The organism is Micromonospora sp. ANENR4, assembly GCF_015354395.1.
GTDB lineage: Bacteria > Actinomycetota > Actinomycetes > Mycobacteriales > Micromonosporaceae > Micromonospora > Micromonospora aurantiaca.
On sequence record NZ_JADKYQ010000007.1, the window covers coordinates 351676 to 372003 of the forward strand.

The 20328-nt window shown below is 74.3% G+C and carries 23 protein-coding genes; 15 read left to right on the forward strand and 8 right to left on the reverse strand.

Annotated features, from left to right (window positions below):
• Positions 1-135 precede the first annotated feature (135 nt).
• On the forward strand, positions 136-1635 hold the full coding sequence (locus IRY44_RS15070; protein ID WP_194801016.1) for a glycoside hydrolase family 3 protein: 1500 nt from the start codon (positions 136-138) through the stop codon (positions 1633-1635).
• A gap of 45 nt (positions 1636-1680) precedes the next feature.
• Here the strand turns inward: IRY44_RS15070 and IRY44_RS15075 are convergent, their stop codons facing one another.
• Complete coding sequence (locus IRY44_RS15075) at positions 1681-1968, reverse strand: GNAT family N-acetyltransferase (protein WP_194801017.1); 288 nt, start codon at positions 1966-1968, stop codon at positions 1681-1683.
• Positions 1965-3191, reverse strand: coding sequence for a cysteine desulfurase-like protein (locus IRY44_RS15080; protein ID WP_194801018.1), 1227 nt, complete (start codon positions 3189-3191; stop codon positions 1965-1967). Before IRY44_RS15080 ends, IRY44_RS15075 begins: the two co-directional genes overlap by 4 nt.
• A gap of 99 nt (positions 3192-3290) precedes the next feature.
• Here IRY44_RS15080 and IRY44_RS15085 point away from each other — a divergent pair, with 99 nt between their 5' ends.
• The 7 genes from IRY44_RS15085 (at position 3291) to IRY44_RS15115 (ending at position 7584) form a co-directional block, all read left to right on the forward strand.
• The gene (locus tag IRY44_RS15085) at positions 3291-3650 is read left to right on the forward strand and encodes a hypothetical protein (RefSeq protein ID WP_194801019.1); all 360 of its coding nucleotides are present in this window, start codon (positions 3291-3293) and stop codon (positions 3648-3650) included.
• A 65-nt stretch (positions 3651-3715) separates the two neighbouring features.
• Positions 3716-4537, forward strand: a complete 822-nt coding sequence (locus IRY44_RS15090; RefSeq protein ID WP_194801020.1) for a DUF1206 domain-containing protein — start codon at positions 3716-3718, stop codon at positions 4535-4537.
• 77 nt (positions 4538-4614) lie between these two features.
• Positions 4615-5811: a mechanosensitive ion channel family protein gene (locus tag IRY44_RS15095; RefSeq protein WP_194801021.1), complete on the forward strand. Its 1197-nt coding sequence runs from the start codon at positions 4615-4617 to the stop codon at positions 5809-5811.
• Between the two features lie 239 nt (positions 5812-6050).
• On the forward strand, positions 6051-6485 hold the full coding sequence (locus IRY44_RS15100; RefSeq protein WP_013474843.1) for a phage holin family protein: 435 nt from the start codon (positions 6051-6053) through the stop codon (positions 6483-6485).
• The gene (locus IRY44_RS15105) at positions 6482-6823 is read left to right on the forward strand and encodes a DUF3618 domain-containing protein (protein ID WP_194801022.1); all 342 of its coding nucleotides are present in this window, start codon (positions 6482-6484) and stop codon (positions 6821-6823) included. The genes IRY44_RS15100 and IRY44_RS15105 overlap by 4 nt, the downstream gene beginning before the upstream one ends.
• Entirely contained in the window at positions 6820-7092 is a 273-nt protein-coding gene (locus tag IRY44_RS15110; RefSeq protein WP_194801023.1) for a DUF4235 domain-containing protein, read from the forward strand. Before IRY44_RS15105 ends, IRY44_RS15110 begins: the two co-directional genes overlap by 4 nt.
• Before the next feature lie 288 nt (positions 7093-7380).
• Complete coding sequence (locus IRY44_RS15115; RefSeq protein WP_007075740.1) at positions 7381-7584, forward strand: cold-shock protein; 204 nt, start codon at positions 7381-7383, stop codon at positions 7582-7584.
• A gap of 79 nt (positions 7585-7663) precedes the next feature.
• Here IRY44_RS15115 and IRY44_RS15120 read toward each other — a convergent pair whose 3' ends face one another.
• Both IRY44_RS15120 and IRY44_RS15125 read right to left on the reverse strand, forming a co-directional pair.
• Positions 7664-7855 (reverse strand): hypothetical protein, encoded by a 192-nt coding sequence (locus IRY44_RS15120; RefSeq protein WP_194801024.1) that lies wholly within the window; start codon positions 7853-7855, stop codon positions 7664-7666.
• Between the two features lie 76 nt (positions 7856-7931).
• Positions 7932-8915: an aldo/keto reductase gene (locus IRY44_RS15125; protein WP_194801025.1), complete on the reverse strand. Its 984-nt coding sequence runs from the start codon at positions 8913-8915 to the stop codon at positions 7932-7934.
• Positions 8916-8999: 84 nt separating this feature from the next.
• Between IRY44_RS15125 and IRY44_RS15130 the strand changes: the two genes are divergently transcribed.
• Positions 9000-9791 (forward strand): trans-aconitate 2-methyltransferase, encoded by a 792-nt coding sequence (locus tag IRY44_RS15130; protein ID WP_194801026.1) that lies wholly within the window; start codon positions 9000-9002, stop codon positions 9789-9791.
• Positions 9788-10813: an adenosine deaminase gene (locus tag IRY44_RS15135; protein ID WP_194801027.1), complete on the forward strand. Its 1026-nt coding sequence runs from the start codon at positions 9788-9790 to the stop codon at positions 10811-10813. Before IRY44_RS15130 ends, IRY44_RS15135 begins: the two co-directional genes overlap by 4 nt.
• Here IRY44_RS15135 and IRY44_RS15140 read toward each other — a convergent pair.
• The 3 genes from IRY44_RS15140 to IRY44_RS15150 all read right to left on the reverse strand — a co-directional run bounded on the left by IRY44_RS15140 (position 10770) and on the right by IRY44_RS15150 (position 13384).
• Positions 10770-11045 carry a hypothetical protein gene (locus tag IRY44_RS15140; protein WP_135239358.1) on the reverse strand — a complete coding sequence of 92 codons (276 nt, stop codon included), beginning with the start codon at positions 11043-11045 and terminating at the stop codon, positions 10770-10772. The two genes, IRY44_RS15135 and IRY44_RS15140, sit on opposite strands and share 44 nt — an antisense overlap.
• 228 nt (positions 11046-11273) lie before the next feature.
• Positions 11274-12665, reverse strand: coding sequence for a HAMP domain-containing sensor histidine kinase (locus tag IRY44_RS15145; RefSeq protein ID WP_194801054.1), 1392 nt, complete (start codon positions 12663-12665; stop codon positions 11274-11276).
• A gap of 29 nt (positions 12666-12694) precedes the next feature.
• Positions 12695-13384, reverse strand: a complete 690-nt coding sequence (locus IRY44_RS15150) for a response regulator transcription factor (RefSeq protein ID WP_013285422.1) — start codon at positions 13382-13384, stop codon at positions 12695-12697.
• A gap of 73 nt (positions 13385-13457) precedes the next feature.
• On the opposite strand from IRY44_RS15150, the gene IRY44_RS15155 reads away from it, so the two are divergent.
• On the forward strand, positions 13458-14387 hold the full coding sequence (locus IRY44_RS15155) for an ADP-ribosylglycohydrolase family protein (RefSeq protein ID WP_194801028.1): 930 nt from the start codon (positions 13458-13460) through the stop codon (positions 14385-14387).
• Between the two features lie 100 nt (positions 14388-14487).
• On the opposite strand, the gene IRY44_RS15160 is transcribed toward IRY44_RS15155, so the two are convergent.
• Positions 14488-15561 carry a YcnI family protein gene (locus IRY44_RS15160; protein WP_228532084.1) on the reverse strand — a complete coding sequence of 358 codons (1074 nt, stop codon included), beginning with the start codon at positions 15559-15561 and terminating at the stop codon, positions 14488-14490.
• A 203-nt stretch (positions 15562-15764) separates the two neighbouring features.
• Here IRY44_RS15160 and thrS point away from each other — a divergent pair, with 203 nt between their 5' ends.
• From thrS to IRY44_RS15180, 4 genes are all read left to right on the forward strand, one after another.
• Complete coding sequence (thrS, locus tag IRY44_RS15165) at positions 15765-17786, forward strand: threonine--tRNA ligase (RefSeq protein WP_194801029.1); 2022 nt, start codon at positions 15765-15767, stop codon at positions 17784-17786.
• Between the two features lie 10 nt (positions 17787-17796).
• Positions 17797-18357, forward strand: a complete 561-nt coding sequence (locus IRY44_RS15170; RefSeq protein ID WP_370584947.1) for an HIT domain-containing protein — start codon at positions 17797-17799, stop codon at positions 18355-18357.
• Between the two features lie 32 nt (positions 18358-18389).
• Positions 18390-19013 (forward strand): hypothetical protein, encoded by a 624-nt coding sequence (locus IRY44_RS15175; RefSeq protein ID WP_194801030.1) that lies wholly within the window; start codon positions 18390-18392, stop codon positions 19011-19013.
• A 203-nt stretch (positions 19014-19216) separates the two neighbouring features.
• The gene (locus tag IRY44_RS15180) at positions 19217-20275 is read left to right on the forward strand and encodes an aldo/keto reductase (protein WP_194801031.1); all 1059 of its coding nucleotides are present in this window, start codon (positions 19217-19219) and stop codon (positions 20273-20275) included.
• Positions 20276-20328 lie beyond the last annotated feature (53 nt).

Consider the following 20328-nt stretch of genomic DNA (forward strand, 5'->3'; position numbering starts at 1 on the left):
GAACTCTCCCACGCGAGGTCCGGGGGCGCCAGCGGCTAACAGTAAGGATTGTTGACTATTTAGCGGTGCGGTGTGACCATGTCAGCACCCGCCGGCCCCGGCGGGTCCGTGGGGGAGACGGGGGTACGACAGCACATGAGCGAGCGGACCGAGGGATCGACCGGAGACCTGGCGGCGCTCGCCGCCGCCGTCCTGCAACCGGGGTTCGTCGGCACCACACCGCCGTCGTGGGTGTGCCGCTGGCTCGGCGAGGGCCTCGGCTCGGTGGTCCTGTTCGCCCGCAACGTCGTCGACCACGAGCAGGTCGCCACGCTCACCGCGAACCTGCGCGCCGAGCGGCCGGACGTCATCGTGGCGATCGACGAGGAGGCCGGCGACGTCACCCGGATCGAGTCCGCCCGGGGCAGTTCCCGTCCCGGCAACTACGCGCTCGGCGCTGTCGACGACCCGGCGCTGACCGAGGAGGTCGCCCGCGACCTCGGCGCCGAACTCGCGGCCGTCGGCGTCACGCTGGACTACGCCCCGGACGCCGACGTCAACTCCAACCCGGCCAACCCGGTCATCGGGGTGCGCTCCTTCGGCGCCGACCCGGACCTGGTCGCCCGGCACACCGCCGCCTGGGCACGCGGCCTCCAGGCCGGCGGCGTCGCCGCCTGCGCCAAGCACTTCCCCGGGCACGGCGACACCCGGGTCGACTCGCACCACGACCTGCCACGCATCGGCGGCGACCGGGCCCGGCTCGACGCGGTCGAGCTGGCCCCGTTCCGCGCCGCCGTGGCCGCCGGGGTGCAGGCGGTGATGACCGGCCACCTGCTGGTGCCGGCGCTGGACCCGGAACTGCCCGCCACGCTCAGCCCGCGCGTGCTCGGCGGCCTGCTGCGCGAGGAGATGGGCTTCGGCGGCGTGGTGGTCACCGACGCGGTCGAGATGCGCGCGGTGGCCGACCGGTACGGCTTCACCGGCGCCGCGGTGCGCGCGCTCGTGGCCGGCGCGGACGCGATCTGTGTGGGCGGGGAACGGGCCACCGAGGCCGACGCCCGCGAGCTGCGCGACGCGATCGTGGCGGCGGTGATCAGCGGGGAACTGCCCGAGGAGCGGCTCGCCGAGGCGGCCAAGCGCGTCGGTCAGCTCGCCGCCTGGAGCGTCGCCGCCCGCGGCCGCCGGGTCGCCGGCCCGCCGTCCGCCGACGGCTCACCGATCGGGCTCGCCGCCGCCCGCCGTGCGGTACGGGTCACCGGCGACGCCGCGCTGCTGCCGCTGACCGGTCCGGCGCACGTGGTGGAGTTCGCGCCGCCGCGCAACATCGCCATCGGCGAGGAGACGCCGTGGGGCATCGCCGCGCCGCTGGCCCACCTGGCGCCCGGCACCACCACCGTCCGCTACGCCGCCGACGCCGTACCGGCCGACGCGGGCGCGACACCCGCCGGCCGGCCGCTGGTGCTCGTGGTACGCGACCTGCACCGCCACGACTGGATGCGGGACGCGGTACGCCGGGCGCTCGCCGCCCGCCCCGACGCGGTGGTGGTCGAGCTGGGCGTGCCCGAGCTGGTCACCGGCGCGGTGCATCTGGCCACCCACGGCGCCACCGCCGCAGCGGCCCGGGCCGCCGCCGAGGTGCTGACCGGGGCGCGCTGACTCCCGGTCCGGCCGGGTGGGGAGGTCCCCCGGCCGGGCCGGGCCTCACGGCTTGTCGGCCACCAGGTCGGCGTACTCCGGGTGGCGCTCGATGAACGAGGCCACGAACGGGCACTGCGGCACGATCCGGCCGCCCCGGGTGCGGACCTGGTCCAGCGCGCCCCGGACCAGCGCGGCCCCGACGCCCTGACCCTGGAACCGGTCGTCGACCTCGGTGTGCGTGAACACCAGCGTCTCTCCGCGCGGCGTGTACGCGGTGAACCCGGCCAGCGCGTCGTCCACCAGGATCTCGAAACGGCGCTCGGCGGTGTTCTCCTCGACCAGAAAGCTCACCGGATCATTCTCCCTCCGGGCCCGGCCAGCCGGTCCAGTTCGACCAGCAGCCGGTCCACCTCGTCGACGGTGTTGTAGTGGTAGACGCTCGCCCGCACGGCCCCGCCGCTGCTCCGCAGGCCCATGCCCTCGAAGTACTCGTAGGCGTAGTAGTCGCCGTGCGACAGGCACAGGCCTGCCTCACCCAGCGCCGCCGCGGTCTGCGCCGGGGTCAGGCCGGCGACCCGGAACGACACCGTCGGGCAGCGCCGGGCCGGTGCGCCGTACACGGTCACGAACGGGCGGTCGGCGAGCCCGGCGAGCAGCCGGTCGAAGACCGCCTCCTCGTGCGCCTGCGCGGCGGCCAGCCCGGCGCGTACCCGCTCCCGCCGGTCGCCGGTCGCGGCCGGATCCAGGCCGGCCAGGTGGTCCACCGCGGCGGTCACCCCGGCCAGCAGCGGGAAGCTCGGCGTGCCGTACTCGAACCGGTCCGGCACCGCGTCGGCGGAGGGCACGAGCTTCGCCGGGCGTAGCGCCTGCCACCGCGCCGGGTCGGCGACCATCGCCGCCAGGTGCGGCCCGGACCACTTGTACGCGCTGGTCACCAGGAAGTCCGCGCCGAGCGAGGCCGCATCGGTCGGGCCGTGCGGCACCGAGTGCACGCCGTCCACGCACACCAGTGCGCCGGCGGCGTGCGCGGTCTTGGCGATCGCCGCCACGTCCGGCACGGTGCCGATCGCGTTGCTGCCCGCGGTCACCGCGACCAGCCGGGTCCGCTCGGTGACCAGGTCGGCGTACTGGCCGGCGGGCAGCTCACCGGTCGTCGGGTCGAACTCTGCCCAGCGCACCGTGGCGCCGGACGCCTGCGCGGCCTGCACCCACGGGCGGACGTTCGCGTCGTGGTCCAGCCGGGAGACGACCACCTCGTCGCCCGGACGCCAGCCGGCGCCGAGCGTCCGGGCCAGCGTGTACGTCAGCGCTGTCGCGCTCGGCCCGAGCACCACGCCCGACGGCTGCGCGCCGAGCAGGTCGGCGACCGCCGCCCGCGCCCCGGCGACCAGGTCCAGCGCCCGGCGGCCGGGCAGGAAGGCGGTGCTGCGGTTGCCCGTCGCGGCGCGCATCGCCCCGGCCACCGCCTCGACGACGGCGGCGGCGGTCTGGGTGCCCCCGGCGCCGTCGAAGTGGGCGAATCCCTCGCTCAGGGCAGGGTAGGCGGCCCGGACCCGGGCGACGTCGAAAGCCATTCCGGCACCCTAGCGCGCACCCCGGACGCCCCGCCCGGCGTGGCCGTCCCGCGCCCGCCCGCGAGGGCGCCGTGGCGTTCGCCGCCTATCCTTGGACGGGTGACGATCCGACGCGCCACCTCCGCCCCCGCCCGTCGCGCCGCCGGTCTGCTCGCCGGTCTCGCCCTCGGCGCCGCACTGCTCGCCGGATGCAGCTCCGAGGGCGCCGAGACCGACTGCGGCCTCGACGCCTGCACGATCACCTTCGACCGTGGCGTGGAGGCCAGCGCCCGGATCCTCGGCGTCGAGGCGAAGCTGATCGGCGCCCAGGACGACCAGGTGACCGTCGAGGTCGCCGGGGAACAGCTCTCGCTCACCGTGGGTCAGCAGGCCACCGAGGTGGCCGGCTTCCAGGTCAGCCTGGACAGCGTCACCGACCAGCAGGTGGTGCTGCGGGTCGCCCGCGACCTCGCCGGCTGATCCGTTTCGGCCGTCCCGGCGGGCGGCGACGTTTGGAAAATCGCCCGCCGGGAGATTGAGGGCTCATGTCTCTCACCCGGAATGCCGGAGCCACCGCCGCACAGGCTCGAAACAGCCGGTGGCTCGAACTGTTGACCCGTGCCGGATTCATCGGATACGGGGTGGTGCACCTCCTCTTCGCCTGGCTGGCGCTGCAGATCGCCTTCGGGAACTCGGGCGAGGAGGGAAACCAGAACGGCGCGCTGCGCACCCTCGGTGAACAGCCGCTCGGGAAGTTCCTCCTGATCGCGGTCGCGGTCGGCCTGTTCGCCATGGCGATCTGGCAGGCGTTCGAGGCGATCTCCGGCCACGTCTCCAGGACCGGCAAGGAACGACTGTTCGAACGGATCGCCTCGGCGGTCCGGGTCGTCGTCTTCGTCTGGCTGGGCTGGACCGCGATCAAGGTCTTCCAGGACGCCAGCTCCAACGCCTCGGACCAGCAGCAGCAGCTCTCCGAGAAGCTGATGGCCTCCGACGGCGGCCGGTGGCTGGTCGGGCTGGCCGGGCTCGCGCTCGCCGCGCTCGGCGTCGGCATGGTGATCTACGGCCTGAAGAAGAAGTTCGAGCGCAACCTCAAGACCGGCGAGATGAGCCCGAAGACCCGCCAGCTCACCCGTCGTCTCGGCATGGCCGGCTACGCCTCCCGGGGCGCCGTCTTCGCCATCGCCGGCGTGCTTGTCGTCGTCGCCGCGGTGAACTACGACCCGGAGAAGGCGCGTGGCCTGGACGCCGCCCTGCGGACGCTGCGCGACCAGTCGTACGGGCCGTGGCTGCTGGCGCTCATGGCGCTCGGCATCGCCGCGTTCGGTGTCTACTGCTTCTTCCAGTCCCGGTACCGCAAGGTCTGATCCTGGTCGATACCCGGGCCGCCGGGCACCATTGGGCCTTTGCCCGATTCCCGCCCGGTCGGAGGGAGAGAGAGTTCGTGCAGAGTTACGTCGTGACAGTCGCCGCCGCGCTCGCCGCGGCGGCGATCGCGTTGGTGCTGGCCCAGGTGGTGCACCGCGTCATCCGCCGCCTCGGCCGCCGCTCGCTGCTGATGACCGAGCTGACCGAGCACGCGCACCGCGCGTTCCAGCTCGCCCTCACCGTGGCCGCGGTGCAGTTCGCGGTCCGGTTCACCACCGCGTACGCGGTCGGCAGCCCGTGGCGGCAGTTCGTCCTGCACACGCTGGTGCTCGCGACGATCGCCGCCACCGCCTGGCTGGTGGCCTCGCTGCTGGTCGTGGCGGAGGACACCGCGCTGGCCCGGTTCCGGGTCGACGTGCCGAACAACAGGCACGCCCGCCGGGTGCGCACGCAGGTGGTGCTGCTGCGCCGGCTCACCATCGCGGTGATCGTGATCCTCACGGTCGGCGTGATGCTGATGACGTTCCCGGCCGTACGCGGCGTCGGCGCCGGTGTGCTGACCTCCGCCGGTGTGATCGCCGCGGTCGCCGCGCTGGCCGCGCAGAGCCTGCTCGCCAACGTCTTCGCCGGTCTCCAGCTCGCGTTCAGCGACGCGGTACGCCTGGACGACGTGGTGGTGGTCGAGGGGGAGTGGGGCCGGATCGAGGAGCTGACGCTCAGCTACGTGGTGGTGCAGATCTGGGACGACCGCCGGCTGATCCTGCCCACCTCGTACTTCACCAGCCGGCCGTTCCAGAACTGGACCCGGACCGAGGCGGCGGTGCTCGGCACGGCCGAGTTCGAGCTGGACTGGGCCGTCCCGGTGCAGGCGATGCGGGAGGAACTGCGCCGCCTGTGTGAGGGCACCGAGCTGTGGGACGGCCGGGTCTGCGTGCTCCAGGTGACCGACGCGACCGGCGGCATGGTCAAGGTCCGCGCGCTGGTCAGCGCCGCCGACGCGGGCAGCCTGTGGGACCTGCGGTGCCTGGTCCGCGAGCACCTGGTGACCTGGGTACGCGACCAGCGCCCGACCGCCCTGCCCCGGCTGCGCGCCGAGGTCGGCGAGGTCAACGGCCTGCTGCCCTGGCAGGCGGTGCAGCCGCGCCGCCCGGTACGCCGCCCGACCGGCACCGAGGCGCCCGACGACGCGCGTGTCTTCGGCGGCAGCGACGACGGCGAGGCGCGCAGCGAGGTGTTCGTGGGCCGGGAGGAGCACGCCGAGGCGCGTCGCTGACCCGTACCCCGATCGGAGCCCCCGGCCGCCCACGGCGCCGGGGGTTCGGCGCGTACGGGCGGCTTTCCGGCCGGACGGGTTTGGCCGGGCGGTTGCGGGGGACGTGGTGCGCACGCCCCGGATCCGGTGCCCGGCACCGGATTCCGGCGGCGCGCGGCCGGGCGGACCGGCTGCTCCGCGCAGGATTGACGGGCGGCGACTCCGGGCATACAGCGCGGTGATGACGAAAGGAGGACAGCATGGCTGACGTCGCGAGTCGCAGCACGTCGCGGACCGGGAGCGAGCCGTCCACCGCCGAACTGGTACAGCGCGCCACCGAGCAGGTCACCCGCCTGGTGCGGGACGAGCTGGCCCTGGCCCGCGCGGAGCTGACCCAGAAGGGCAAGCACGCCGGAATCGGGATCGGTCTGTTCGGCGGCGGCGGGGTGATGGCGCTCTACGGAGCCGGCGCCCTGGTCGCCACCGTGATCCTGCTGCTGGCGCTTGTCATGCCGGCGTGGCTGGCCGCCCTGATCGTGGCGGTGGCGCTGTTCCTGCTCGCCGGGATCCTGGCTCTGGTGGGCAAGAAGCAGGTCAGCCGTGCCGTCCCGCCGGTGCCTGAGGCGGCGGTCCGCAGCGTGCGGGCTGACGTCGACACGGTCACCGCCGCGGTGAAGGACGGGAGGCGGGCATGACCGGTAACGGGACCGGGGACGTGGCGGCGCTCCGGGAGGAGATCCGCCGGACCCGGGTGGAGCTCGGTGAGACGATGGAGCTGCTCGCGGCCAGGGCCGATCCGAAGGCGCTGGTGCGGCACTCGGCTGAGCAGGCGAAGGCGCGGATGCGCGAGCAGGCGTCGCTGACCGCGGCCCGGGTGCGCGGGCGGGCGGCCCAGCGCGCCCGGCTGGTCCGGGCGCAGGCGTACGAGAAGGGTGAGGCGGTCGGGCGCAACCCGTTGCCGTGGGCGGCCATCGCGGCCGGCGCGCTGGTGACCGCGGTGGTGCTGGTGATCGTCCGAGGGAGGCGCAGGTGAGCGGCAGGATCGGCAAGGCGGCGTACAAGCCGGTGGGGGTGCTGCTCGGCCTGGCCGCCGGTGCCGTCGCCGGGGCGATCTTCCGCCAGGTCTGGAAGGTGACGGCGGGCGACGGCGAGGCGCCGAGCGCCACCGACGAGGACCGCCGCTGGGGCGAGGTGCTCGCCGCCGCGGCCCTGCAGGGGGCCATCTTCTCGGTGGTGCGGGCCGCCGTCGACAGGGGCGGAGCGGTGGGCGTACGCCGGCTGACAGGTCGCTGGCCGGACTGACGAAAAGGCCGGAAAGGCCCCTTTCCCGAGCGCGGGGAGGGGGCCTTTCGCATGGCTCCGGCGGGGCCGCGCAGCGCCGTCCGCGCGACCTTCAGGTCACATGTCGGAGAATTTCGTCCGCTAGGCTGTGCGAAGTTTTTGCGTACGTGGTTTGCTTTCTCACGCTGTTGAGAGACGCGTGGGTTGAGAGAAGTCTCCTGCATTGGGGGCCGCCTCAGGCACCGCTGCTCGAAAACGGCCAATCGGCCGCACGGCGTGCTCGGCCGCCAGTTTTAGAAGGAGATACACATGGCGCAGGGAACCGTGAAGTGGTTCAACGCTGACAAGGGCTTCGGCTTCATCACCGTCGACGGCGGGGGTGCTGACGTGTTCGTCCACTTCTCGGCCATCCAGACCAGCGGCTACCGCACGCTGGAGGAGAACCAGCGGGTGGAGTTCGAGATCGCCCAGGGTCAGAAGGGTCCGCAGGCCGAGCAGGTCCGCCCCATCTGAGCTGACCGCACCGGCCGCGCCGGCCGGTGCCGGAAGCCCCGCATCCCGTACGGGAGGCGGGGCTTCGCCTTGCCGCGCCTCAGCGGCGCCGCGCCCGCATGCCCCACCAGAGCCCGGCCAGTCCGAACAGGACCAGCACCGGGCCGACCATCGCCCAGATCCGCTTGTCGCTCATGACGCTGCCCTCGACGTAGCCGAGGCCGAGCACCGTCCACAACGCGCCGATCACCACGGCGAGCAGCCCCACTGTGAGCCGGAACCAACCCCTCATCGTTCCCCCTCCGACGACAGTCCCGCTCCAGCATGCCCGCCGCCGGCGCCCGGCGACGCCGCGCCGCGCGGCCGGTTCACCACCGGTCGTGCACCTGCGGGCGGATCAGCTCGTCGTAGGTGGCCCGCACCGCGGCCAGCTCCACCTCGGTCAATGCCGGCTGCCCGGCCGCCTCGGCGTTGCGCCGTGCCTGCTCGGGGGAGCGGGCGCCGGGGATCACCACAGTCACGCCGGGCTGGTCGAGGATCCAGCGCAGCGCGAACTGCGCCATCGTGCGGTCGTCGCCGACCAGCGGCGCGAGCCGGCGTACCGCCTCCAGGCCGCTGTCGTAGTCCACACCGGAGAACGTCTCGCCGACGTCGAACGACTCGCCGTGCCGGTTGAACGTGCGGTGGTCGTTCGCCGGGAAGGTGGTGTTCTCGTCGTACCGCCCGGAGAGCAGGCCGCTGGCCAGCGGCACCCGGGCGATGATCCCGACCCCGGCGGCAGCGGCGGCGGGCAGCACCCGCTCCAGCGGCTTGTGCCGGACCGCGTTGAGGATGATCTGCACGCTCGCCACACCGGGCCGGGCGATGGCGGTGAGCGCCTGGTCGCAGGTCTCCACGCTGACGCCGTACCCGGCCACGCGGCCCTCGGCGACGAGCGTGTCGAGGGCGTCGAAGACCCGGTCGTCGGCGAAGACGGCGGTGGGCGGGCAGTGCAGCTGCACCAGGTCGAGCGTGTCGACGCCGAGGTTGGCCCGGGACCTGTCGGTCCAGGCCCGGAAGTTGTCCAGGGTGTACGCCTCCGGCGTCTGCTCCACCCGGCGGCCCATCTTGGTGGCGACGGTGAGCCCGTGCCCGGGGCGGGAGCGCAGGAACCGGCCGATCAGGGCCTCGCTGCGGCCGTCGCCGTACACGTCGGCGGTGTCCAGGAAGGTGACGCCGGCGTCGACGGCGGCGGCCAGGACGGCGAGCGCCGCGTCCTCGCTGACCTCGCCCCAGTCCGCGCCGAGCTGCCACGCGCCGAGTCCGATGATGCCGACGTGCCGGCCGAGCCGGTCGAAGCTGCGCTGTTCCATCCGGTCGAGCCTAGTGAGCGGCTTGCCGTGGCGCGCGCCGGGCCGTACCGTCTAACAAGACGTACGTACGGTTTGGAGGCTGCCATGTGGGACCCGCGCACCTACCTGCGCTACGGCGACGAGCGCTCCCGGCCGTTCCACGACCTGCTGGCCCGCGTCGGCGCCGAGCACCCGCGCGCCGTGGTCGACCTCGGCTGCGGCCCCGGCACCCTCACCGCCACGCTCGCCGCCCGCTGGCCCGGCAGCCGGATCACCGGCCTGGACTCCTCCCCGGAGATGATCGCCCGGGCGGCCGCCGAGGGCGGACCGGTCGGCTACGCGGTCGCCGACGTCCGCGACTGGCGGCCGGAGCCCGAGGTGGACGTGCTGGTCGGCAACGCCGTGCTCCAGTGGGTGCCGGAACACCGCGACCTGCTCCGCCGCTGGGCGGCGGCGCTGCCCACCGGCGCCTGGATGGCGTTCCAGGTACCCGGCAACTTCGACGCGCCGTCACACCGGCTGCTGCGCTCCGTCGCCGCGCAGGACCGGTGGCGCGACGCGCTCGCCGGCAAGCTGCGCGAGGCCCCCGTCGACGAGCCGGTCGGGTACGCCACGCTGCTGACCGACGCGGGTTGCGCGGTCGACGCCTGGGAGACTACGTACGTGCATCTGCTGCCCGCCACCGGCGCCGACCACCCGGTGCTGGCCTGGATGGAGGGCACCGCGCTGCGCCCGGTCCGCGCCGCGCTGGACGCCGCCGGCTGGGCCGCCTTCCGCGCCGAGCTGGGGGTACGGCTCGCGCAGGCGTACCCGGTGCGGCAGGGTCAGGTGTACTTCCCGTTCCGCCGGATCTTCATGGTGGCCCGCACCGGCACCCGCGCAGAGGAGAACTCGTGACCGACCTGCCCACCTTCATCGCCGGACTGCCAAAGGTGGAGCTGCACGTGCACCACGTCGGCTCGGCCTCGCCCCGGATCGTCGCCGAGCTGGCCGCCCGGCACGAGGGGCGCAGCCCCGTCCCGGCCGACCCGGAGGCGCTCGCCGACTACTTCGCGTTCCGCGACTTCGCCCACTTCATCGAGGTCTACCTCAGCGTGGTGGACCTCATCCGCGACGCCGACGACGTCTGGCTGCTCACCCACGAGGTCGCCCGGGAACTGGCCCGCCAGCAGGTCCGCTACGCCGAGCTGACCGTCACGCCGTACTCGCACGTCAACCGCGGCATCCCGGCGCCGGCGTTCTGCGAGGCGATCGAGGACGCCCGTAAGCGCGCCGAGGCCGACTTCGGCATCGCGTTGCGCTGGTGCTTCGACATCCCCGGCGAGGCCGGCCTGCCCGCCGCCGAGCAGACGCTGCGGATCGCGCTCGACGAACGACCCGACGGGCTGGTCAGCTTCGGCCTCGGTGGCCCCGAGATCGGGGTGCCCCGGCCGCAGTTCAAGCCCTGGTTCGACCAGGCGCGGGCCGCCGGGCTGCGCTCGGTGCCGCACGCCGGCGAGACCACCGGCCCGGAGACGATCTGGGACGCGCTGCGCGAGCTGGGCGCCGAGCGGATCGGCCACGGCATCTCCGCCGCGCAGGACCCGGCGCTGCTGACCTACCTCGCCGAGCGGCGGATCCCGCTGGAGATCTCCCCGACGTCGAACGTGCGCACCCGGGCCGTGCCCAGCCTGGACGCGCACCCGCTGCCCCGGATCGTCGAGGCCGGCGTGCCGGTCAGCATCAACTCCGACGACCCGCCGATGTTCGGCACCACGCTCAACGACGAGTACGCGGTGGCCGCCCGGCTGCTGCGGCTCGGCCCCGACGGGGTCGCCGCGCTGGCCCGCGACGCCGTGGCCGCCGCGTTCCTGACGCCGGCCGAGCAGGCCCGGATCACCGCCGAGATCGACGCGTACCTGGGGAGCGCGGCACGCTGAGCGGCCGTACCGGTGCCGGCCGCCGGGATCCCCGGGGCGGCCGGCGCCGCGCGGTCAGCAGCATCGCGGACAGCGCGAGCACGGTGAGCGCGACGGTGGGACCGGGAGCGGCGGGCGCGGGCCGGACGGGCCCGTGCGCGAGCACCGGGTCCTGCCAGACCGCGAGTGTGAGCGCGATGCCCAGGCCGATGACGGCGGCCCAGCGGAGCAGACGACTGACGGCCGGTGGCATGACGGTCACCTCGCGCCCGGGATCGACGGGAGAGCGCGCGCGACGGGAGCGAGGTGTGGGGGGACCGGACTCCCGCCGCGCGCATGATCCGTCGGCCGGAAGGTCTTACGGGGCGTCCCGGCCGACGGAACTGATGGGTTCTGTCAGCGATCCTGGCAGTTCACGCCGGTTTTCCGGCCGTCGTTAAACCACCTTTAAGGAGAACTTGCGCCCGTACACAGCCACGGGTCAGCGCGGGCGCGGCCAGCGCCGCCCGGCACGCGGCTCACGGGCCTCCCGGGCCATCCGCCCGACCAGCCCGAACCGGTTCACCTGCCGGGGTGCCGCGTCCGGGTCGGCCAGCAGCATCACCACGCTCGCCCCGCCGAGCCGGGCCCGGTCGATGCTCACCGAACCGTTCGCCTGCAACGCGACCCGCTTGGCGATGTCCAGCCCGAGCCCGGTCGAGCCCTTGTCGCTCTCACCCCGGCGCAGCGCCCGGTCCGGGTCGGCGATGCCCGGCCCGGCGTCGTCGATGCGGATCGCCACCCAGCCGTCCCGGCGGCTCACCGCCACCTCGAACGCGGTGCCCTGCGGCGTGTACCGGAACACGTTGCCGATCACCGCGTCCAGCGCGGCGGCCAGTTCGGCGCGGGGCACCGGCGCCGGGATGCGGAACTGCGCCCCGACCACCCGGTGCGGCCGGTTCTGGTCCCCGGCCAGCGCCGACCAGAAGACCATCCGGTCCCGGACCACCTCGCTCACGTCGCACGACGCCGGCGCCGACTCCTGGGCGACCGCCTTGCGGGTCGTCTTGATGAGCTGGTCGACCTCGCCCTCCAGCGTGACGATCGCCTGCCGGATCCGCCGGATGCCGCGTCGCCGGTCCAGCTCCGCCTCGCTGAACGTGCCGATGCTCGTGTCGTCGGACTCCAGCGCCTCGGCGTCCAGCCGCAGCGCGGTCAGCGGCGTACGCAGCCGGTGCGACAGGTCGGCGACCAGCTCGTGCTCGTCGGCACGCAGCGCCACCAGCCGTTCCGTCATCCGGTTGAACGCGTGCCCGGCCTCGGCCAGCTCACGCGGGCCGGTCGGCTCGACCCGTACCCCCAGCTCGCCGTCGCCCACCGCGAGCGCCGCCTTGACCAGATCGCCGGTGGCGTCCACGGCCCGTGCCGCCACCCGGTCGACCACGGCGACCGCCGCGCCGACAAGCGCCAGGCCGATCGCGAACAGCAGCAGCCACCGCCCGCCGCCCCCGGAGTCGAGCACTTCGTCGGGGACGAACACCTCCACCACGGCGACCCGGTCACCGAGCACCACCGGGTCCAGCCGCAGCACCCCGCCGTCCACCTCGGTCACCACCGACTGCCGCCGCGCGGCCGCCTCGGCGAGCACCCGCGGGTCGGCGCGACCGGCGGACTCGTCCGCGCCGATGCCGTGCACGACCGGGCGCATGGCCGGATCGTCACCGGCCGCGGCGGCCACCGCCCGTTCGATCGTCGCGGTGTCGGTGCTGACCGCGAGCGCGCCGGTCACCAGCGCGGCCCGGCGGGCGGCGTCGGCCAGCTCCGCCTCCCGGGTCCGGTCGGCGAGGGTCAGCCCGAGCGGGATGAGGAAGGCGAGCGCGATCAGGCCGCACAGCCCCGCGGTGAGCCCGGCGAGGCTGAACCTCAGTCCGGCGCCACCAGCCGGAAGCCGACCCCCCGCACGGTGCGCAGGTAACGCGGCTTCGCCGCGGACTCGCCCATTTTGCGGCGGAGCCAGTACAGGTGAACGTCGATGGTCTGGTCCTCGCCGACCGATGGCTGCCGCCATACCTCCTCCAAGAGTTCCCGCCGGGACACTACCCGGCCGGGACGCGCGGCGAGATACGCCAGCAGGTCGAATTCCTTACGGGTCAGCGCCAGCGCCTCCCCGTCCAGCACCGCGCTGCGCTCGCCCACGTCGACGCGCAGGCCGCCGACCGTGTGCACGGCCGGCGCGACGGTACGGCTGGCCCGGCCGGCCCGGCGCAGCACAGTGGTGATCCGGGCGTCCAGGTGCGCCCCGGTGAACGGCTTGACCATGTAGTCGTCCGCGCCGGCGCGCAGCAGCCGCACCACCGACTGCTCGTCGTCCCGGGCGGTGGCGATGATGATCGGCACGTCGGTGATGCCGCGCAGCATGCGCAGCGCGTCCGAGCCGTCCAGGTCGGGCAGACCGAGGTCGAGCACCACCAGGTCCGGTGTCTCCGCGGCGACCCGGCGCAGCGCGTCCAGCGCGGTGCCGACGGCGTGCACCGCGTGCCCCCGGTCGGTCAGCGACCGCAGCATGGCGCCGCGCACGACGTGGTCGTCTTCGACCAGCAGGACGGTTGCCACGTCAGCACCGTACTCGGCGTGGCAAGCCGGTCGCGTTGCGGCGGTCCGGGGAAGCGGGCAAGCTGGGACGGCGATGACGTTCACGCTCTTCCCCGACACCCGCCTCACGCTCGCCCGCGACGCGCTGGCCGGCCTGTCGGTGGGCGACGCCCTCGGCTCCCAGTTCTTCGTCCCCGGCCGGCACCCGGACGACCTCGCCGCCGGGCGGCTGCCCGAACCACCCTGGGAGTGGACCGACGACACCGAGATGGCGTGCTCGGTGGTGGCCGAGCTGGCCGCCGGCGGCCGCATCGACCGGGACCGGCTGGCGCTGGCGTTCGCGCAGCGCTGCGAGCCGTACCGGGGGTACGGGCCGGGCGCGGTGACGGTGCTGCGGCTGATCCGCACCGGCACGCCCTGGCCGGTGGCCGCCGCGTCCGCGTTCGACGGGCAGGGCTCCTGCGGCAACGGCGCCGCGATGCGCGTCGCGCCGCTCGGCGCCTGGCACGCCGACTCCACCCGCCGCGCCGCCGGGCAGGCCCGCGCCTCCGCCGAGGTGACACACGCCCACCCGGAGGGCGTCGCCGGTGCGGTGGCAGTCGCGGTGGCCGCCTCGCTCGCCGCCCGCGCCTGCCTCGACGGCGGGCGGCCCGACCCGGCCCGGCTGCTCACCGCCGTCGCCGGGACGCTCGACCCGGCCGGTGAGGTGCACCGCGGGGTACGCCGGGCCGCCGCGCTGCTCGGTCACTCCGCCGCCGCGGCGGTCGACGCGCTCGGCAACGGCTCCCGGGTCACCGCGCAGGACACCGTGCCGTTCACGCTCTGGGTCGCCGCCACGCTGCTGCACGACTACCCCGCCGCGATCCGCGTCTGCGTCGAGGCGGGCGGCGACGTGGACACCACCGCCGCGATCGTGGGCGGGATCGTGGCCGCGTACACCGGGGTGGGCGCGCCGGGCGGCGTGCCGGAGAGCTGGCTGACCGCCCGCGAGCCGCTCCCCGGCTGGCTGACCGCCCCCGCCTGACCGCCCGTACTTCCGTTCGTTTCGACCGGCACGCGCCAGCTCGGGGAGGTGGCGGGGTCGGCGGGGGTGGGATGCAGCCACCTCGGCGAAGTGGAGTCGATCATGCGCTCCGGCGTGCACCACCAGCGGGGACGGGCTCGCCGAGGGGGTCCGCGGCGCTCCTCGAATCCGGGGAATCCGGTGCCGGGTCTCCGCTGGACGAATGCGGTTCCGAGCCGCCGTGGGGCGAATCGGGTGCGGGCCTGCTGCGGGACGAGTCGGGTGCCGGGGTGTCGGCGGCGGGAGCGGGGGCACGCTCGGGGGAGTCGGAGCGGTTGTCCGCGTCCGGACGCTCGGTGGCGGCGGGCGCGTCGGGGGAAAGGCTGTCGTCCGGGGTAGGGCTGCCGTCGGGCGGCAGGGTCATGGTGTCGCGCCGGCGGCGACTGAGCAGCCAGCCGATCGCCGCGCCACCGGCCAGCCCGGCGAGCAGGCCGCCGCCGAGCAGCAGGTCCGCGCTCGGCCCGTCGTCGGCAGCCCCGGCCGCCGGTGCCGTGCCGCCCTGCGCGCCGCCCTGCGCCCCGCCGGGTGCGCCCGGCGCGCCGTGCCCGCCGTGCCCGGCGCCGCCCGCTCCGGAAGCGCCGTCGTGCGTCACGGTGCCCGGCAGCGGCGGCAGCAGGTCGACCGTCGGCGCGGGGTGCGGGCCACCCGCCGGGTCCGCCCACCGGACCACAGTGCCGTCGTCGTACGTCTGCGTCACGGTGAACGTGAGCCGGTCGGTGGCGGGCATCGGTCCCATGCCCAGCGGCAGCCGGGCCGCCCCGGTGCCGGTGCCGGGCATCCGCAGCCAGCTCACCGCGTGGGTCACCTGGTTCAGTTCGGCCGCGTGCATGCCGGGGACCGGCTGGTCGAGCGTGCGGGTGGTGATGGTGGGCGCCCAGTCCGGCACCGACAGCGGGTACACCTCGCCGATCGGGGCGTCCGCGGGCATGGTCAGCTCGATCCGGGTGGTCCGGGTGCCGGGCCTGTCCGCCGGCACCAGCACGGACAGTTCGATCGCGTCGCCCTGGCGTACCTGGGCGGGCGAGGTCGTGACGGTCACCCCGGCCGCGTTCGCCGCGGCGGGCCAGCCCACCGCCCCGGCGAGTACCGCCGCCAGCAGCGCCGCCGCCCACCGGCCCTGACGGGTCATCCTCATGGTCGTCCCCATCCTTCTCGGCTGGGGCCGGTACCGGCTCCGGCCCCACCTGGTAGTTCGGGCGGCGGGGCGAAAAGGTTCAACCCGGCAGGGAACTCGCCGGAGGCGGGCACCGGCGTCGGCGGCGGTCCGGGTCCGGGCGACCGATAGCATCGCAGGGGCCGGTCACCGGCCCTTCCGTACCGTCGACGACAGGAGTCACCGTGTCCGCACCCCGTACCCCCGTCGTGGCCGACCCCGTCGTCGTCGCCGCCGGGACCACGGCGGCCGACGCGGTGGCCGCGGCCGGCCTGCCGATGAGCGGGCCGAAGGCGATCGTGGTGGTCCGCGATCCGCAGGGCCAGCTGCGCGACCTGGACTGGCGCCCGGCCGAGGAGGTCGCGGTCGAGCCGGTCACGCTGGACAGCCCGGACGGGCTGAACGTGCTGCGCCACTCCACCGCCCACGTGCTGGCCCAGGCCGTGCAGGACGTCTTCCCGGACGCCAAGCTCGGCATCGGCCCGCCGATCGAGAACGGCTTCTACTACGACTTCGGCGTGGACAAGCCGTTCCAGCCGGACGACCTGACCAAGCTCGAGAAGCGCATGCAGGAGATCGTCAAGTCCGGCCAGCGGTTCCGCCGCCGCCGGTTCGCCGACCTGGACGAGGCGCGGTCCGAACTGGCCGCCGAGCCGTACAAGCTGGAGCTGATCGAGGTCAAGGGGGAAGGGCTGGACTCCTCCGAGGTGATGGAGGTGGGCGGCGGCGAGCTGACCATCTACGACAACCTCGCCGCGAACGAGGACAAGGTCTGCTGGTCGGACCTGTGCCGGGGCCCGCACCTGCCGAACACCCGGCTGATCGGCGCGTTCAAGCTGATGCGCTCGGCCGCCGCGTACTGGCGCGGGTCGGAGAAGAACCCGCAGCTGCAGCGCGTGTACGGCACCGCGTGGCCGACCCGGGACGAGCTCAAGGCGTACCTGAAGCTGTTGGAGGAGGCCGCCCGCCGCGACCACCGCAAACTCGGCGCGGACCTCGACCTGTTCAGCTTCCCCGACGAGATCGGGTCCGGCCTGCCGGTCTTCCACCCCAAGGGCGGCGTGCTCAAGCGGGTGATGGAGGACTACGTCCGGGCGCGCCACATCGAGGAGGGCTTCGACTACGTCGGCACGCCGCACATCTCCAAGGAAGGTCTCTTCCACACCTCGGGACACCTGCCCTACTACAAGGACACGATGTTCCCGCCGATGGAGATGGAGGGCAGCGACTACTACCTCAAGGCCATGAACTGCCCGATGCACAACCTGATCTACCGGTCGCGCGGGCGGTCCTACCGGCAGTTGCCGCTGCGGCTGTTCGAGTTCGGGTCGGTCTACCGGTACGAGAAGTCGGGCGTGATCCACGGCCTGACCCGGGTGCGCGGCTTCACCCAGGACGACTCGCACTCCTACTGCACGAAGGAGCAGGCGCCGGCCGAGATCAAGCACCTGCTCGGCTTCGTGCTCAGCCTGCTGCGCGACTTCGGCATCGACGACTTCTACCTGGAGCTGTCGACCCGCGACGAGTCGAAGCCGGACAAGTTCGTCGGCTCCGACTCCGACTGGGCGACCGCCACCGCCGTGCTGGAGCAGTGCGCGCTGGAGACCGGCCTTGAGCTGGTGCCGGACCCGGGCGGCGCGGCGTTCTACGGCCCGAAGATCTCCGTGCAGGCCAAGGACGCGATCGGCCGCACCTGGCAGATGTCGACCATCCAGTACGACTTCAACCAGCCGAAGGGCTTCGGGCTGGAGTACCAGGCCGCCGACGGCACCCGGCAGCAGCCGGTGATGATCCACTGCGCCAAGTTCGGGTCGATCGAGCGGTTCATCGGCGTGCTCACCGAGCACTACGCGGGCGCGTTCCCGGCCTGGCTGGCGCCGGTGCAGGTGGTCGGCATCCCGATCCGCGAGGAGCACGGCGACTACCTGGTCGACTTCGCCGCGACGCTGCGCCGGCACGGCGTCCGGGCCGAGGTGGACCTGGGCGACGACCGGATGCAGAAGAAGATCCGCAACGCGCAGCAGCAGAAGATCCCGTTCATGGTGATCGCCGGGGACGACGACGTGGCCGCCGGCACCGTCTCGTTCCGCTACCGGGACGGCTCGCAGCGCAACGGCGTGCCGATCGACGAGGCGGTCGCGCACGTCCGCGAGGTGGTGGAGTCGCGTACCAACGCCGGTCCTGCCGCCGAGCGGGCCGGATCGTAGGATCGCCTGTGTGACAGGGGCGGAGCGGGACACCGGGTACGGCGGCGACAACGGTCTGGCGGACGGGCTGGACCGGCTCTGGACGCCGCACCGGATGACCTACATCTCCGGCGAGGACCGGCCCGAGGGCGGATACGAGAAGCCGGCCGGCTGCCCGTTCTGCCTCGCGCCCGGCCTGCCGCCGGAGGAGTCCCTGGTGGTGGCCCGGGGCGAGCACGTGTTCGCGGTGCTCAACCTCTACCCGTACAACCCCGGGCACCTGCTCGTCTGCCCCTACCGGCACGTGGCCGACTACACCGAGCTGGACGAGCCGGAGACGGTCGAGCTGGCCGCGTTCACCAAGGCCGCCATGCGGGTGGTCCGGCACGTCTCCAGCGCGCACGGCTTCAACCTGGGCATGAACCAGGGCGGCGTGGCCGGCGCGGGCATCGCCGCGCACCTGCACCAGCACGTGGTGCCGCGCTGGGGCGGCGACGCCAACTTCATGCCGGTGATCGGCCGGACCAAGGTGCTGCCACAACTGCTCGCCGACACCCGGGAACTGCTCGCCAAGGCGTGGTCGGCGGCCTGACGGGGGCCCGCCCCGACAGTACGATCTTGCGCATGGCTCTCCTGCACCGCGCGGAACTGCGCCCCTCGAAACTGGAGTTGCTCGTACCCTGGCTGCCCGGCCGGTCCTGGTTCGCCGGCGAGGCGGGCGCGGAGGTCAGCCGGGTCGCGGCGTACCGGTTCGACGACCCGGCCGGCGAGGTGGGCGTCGAGACGCTGCTCGTGCGCGCCGGTGACGGCCCGGTGCTCCAGGTGCCGCTGACCTACCGGGGCGCGCCGCTGGCCGGGGCGGACGACTTCTTCGTGGGCCTCGTCGAGCACTCGGTGCTCGGCCGCCGCTGGGTGTACGACGCCTGCGGCGACCCGGTGTACCCACCGCTGCTGGCCGCCGCCGTGCTCGCCGACGCCGGGCAGGCCGAGGAGTACTTCGAGGTCGACGGGAAGCGCGAGGTGCGCCCGGCGAGCATGAGGCTGACCGGCAGCCGTACCGGCCGCCCGGTGCCGACCGGTCCGGTTTCGACCGGCTCGGGTGACGGCGGCGTGACGGTGGTCCGGGTCGGGGACGTCGAGCTGGCGGTGGTCCGGCGGCCCGTGCCGGCCGAGGTGCCGGGCTCCGGCGGGCTCACCGGCACCTGGTCGGGCCAGGACGAGCCGGTGCTGCTGGCCTACGCCCGCTGACGGCTCGCCGGGCGGCCTTCTGCGTCGGAGGCCGGATCGAAGGGACGCCTCGCACCGATATGCCTCAGAGGCATATTCGTGACTCTCAGGCATATCGCGTTCACCGCGACTGTTCGCCGCCTGGCGTCACGCGGCGTGATCGCGGCCGGACTCTTCGGCCACGAACCGGCCCGCGGTCGCCGGGGAGATGACAGGATGCGGCGGTGGCAGTCGACAAGCGACAGTTGGGGCGCAGCGGCATCGAGGTGAGCGCCCTCGGCATGGGGTGCTGGGCGATCGGCGGCCCGTGGGCCGAGGGCGCCCGCCCGCTGGGCTGGGGCCGGGTCGACGACCACGAGTCGGTACGCGCGATCCGCCGCGCGCTCGACCTGGGCGTCACGTTGTTCGACACCGCCGACACGTACGGCGCCGGGCACGGCGAGCGGGTGCTGGGGCGGGCGCTGGCCGGCCGGCGCGACGAGGCGGTGATCGCGACGAAGTTCGGCTACACGTTCGACGAACGCACCCGGCAGGCCACCGGCGAGAACGCCTCACCGCACTACCTACGCCGGGCGGTGACCGACTCGCTGCGCCGGCTGGGCACCGACCGCATCGACCTCTATCAGCTGCACCTGGGCGACCTGCCGCTGCCCCGGGCCGAGGCACTCATCGGCACGCTCGACGACCTGGTCGGCGCCGGCCTGATCCGGTCGTACGGGTGGAGCACCGACCGGGCCGACCGGGCCGCCGCGTTCGCGCAGGTCGCCCGCGGTGCCGCCGCCGTGCAGCACGCGCTGTCGGTGCTGCGGGACGCCCCGGCCATGCTCGACGCCTGCGACAAGCACGACCTCGCCGGCCTGGCCCGAGGGCCGCTCGGGATGGGACTGCTCACCGGCAAGTACACGCCGGAGTCCACGCTGCCCCGCGACGACGTACGCGGACTCGGGCCGACCTGGCTGGAGTGGTTCCGCAGCGGCCGGCCCGCCCCGGAGTGGCTGCGCCGGGTCGCCGCCGTCCGCGACGCGCTGACCGCCGACGGGCGCACCCTCGCGCAGGGGGCGATCGGGTGGATCTGGGCGCGCAGCGACCGGGCCGTGCCGATCCCCGGTGCCCGTACCGTCGCCCAGGTCGAGGAGAACGCGGCCGCGCTGGCTCGGGGCCCGCTCGCGCCGGACCAGTTCGCCGAGGTGGAGCGGCAGTTGGCGGCGGTACGCTCGGCCGCCCTCCGCGACGCCGACCGCCCCCACTGGCCGATGCCCCCGGTCCCCGCCGTCCGCCCCTGACCCACTTCCTACCAGGATCTGCGCAGTCCTGACCCGACCCCGCCCTCGTCGGC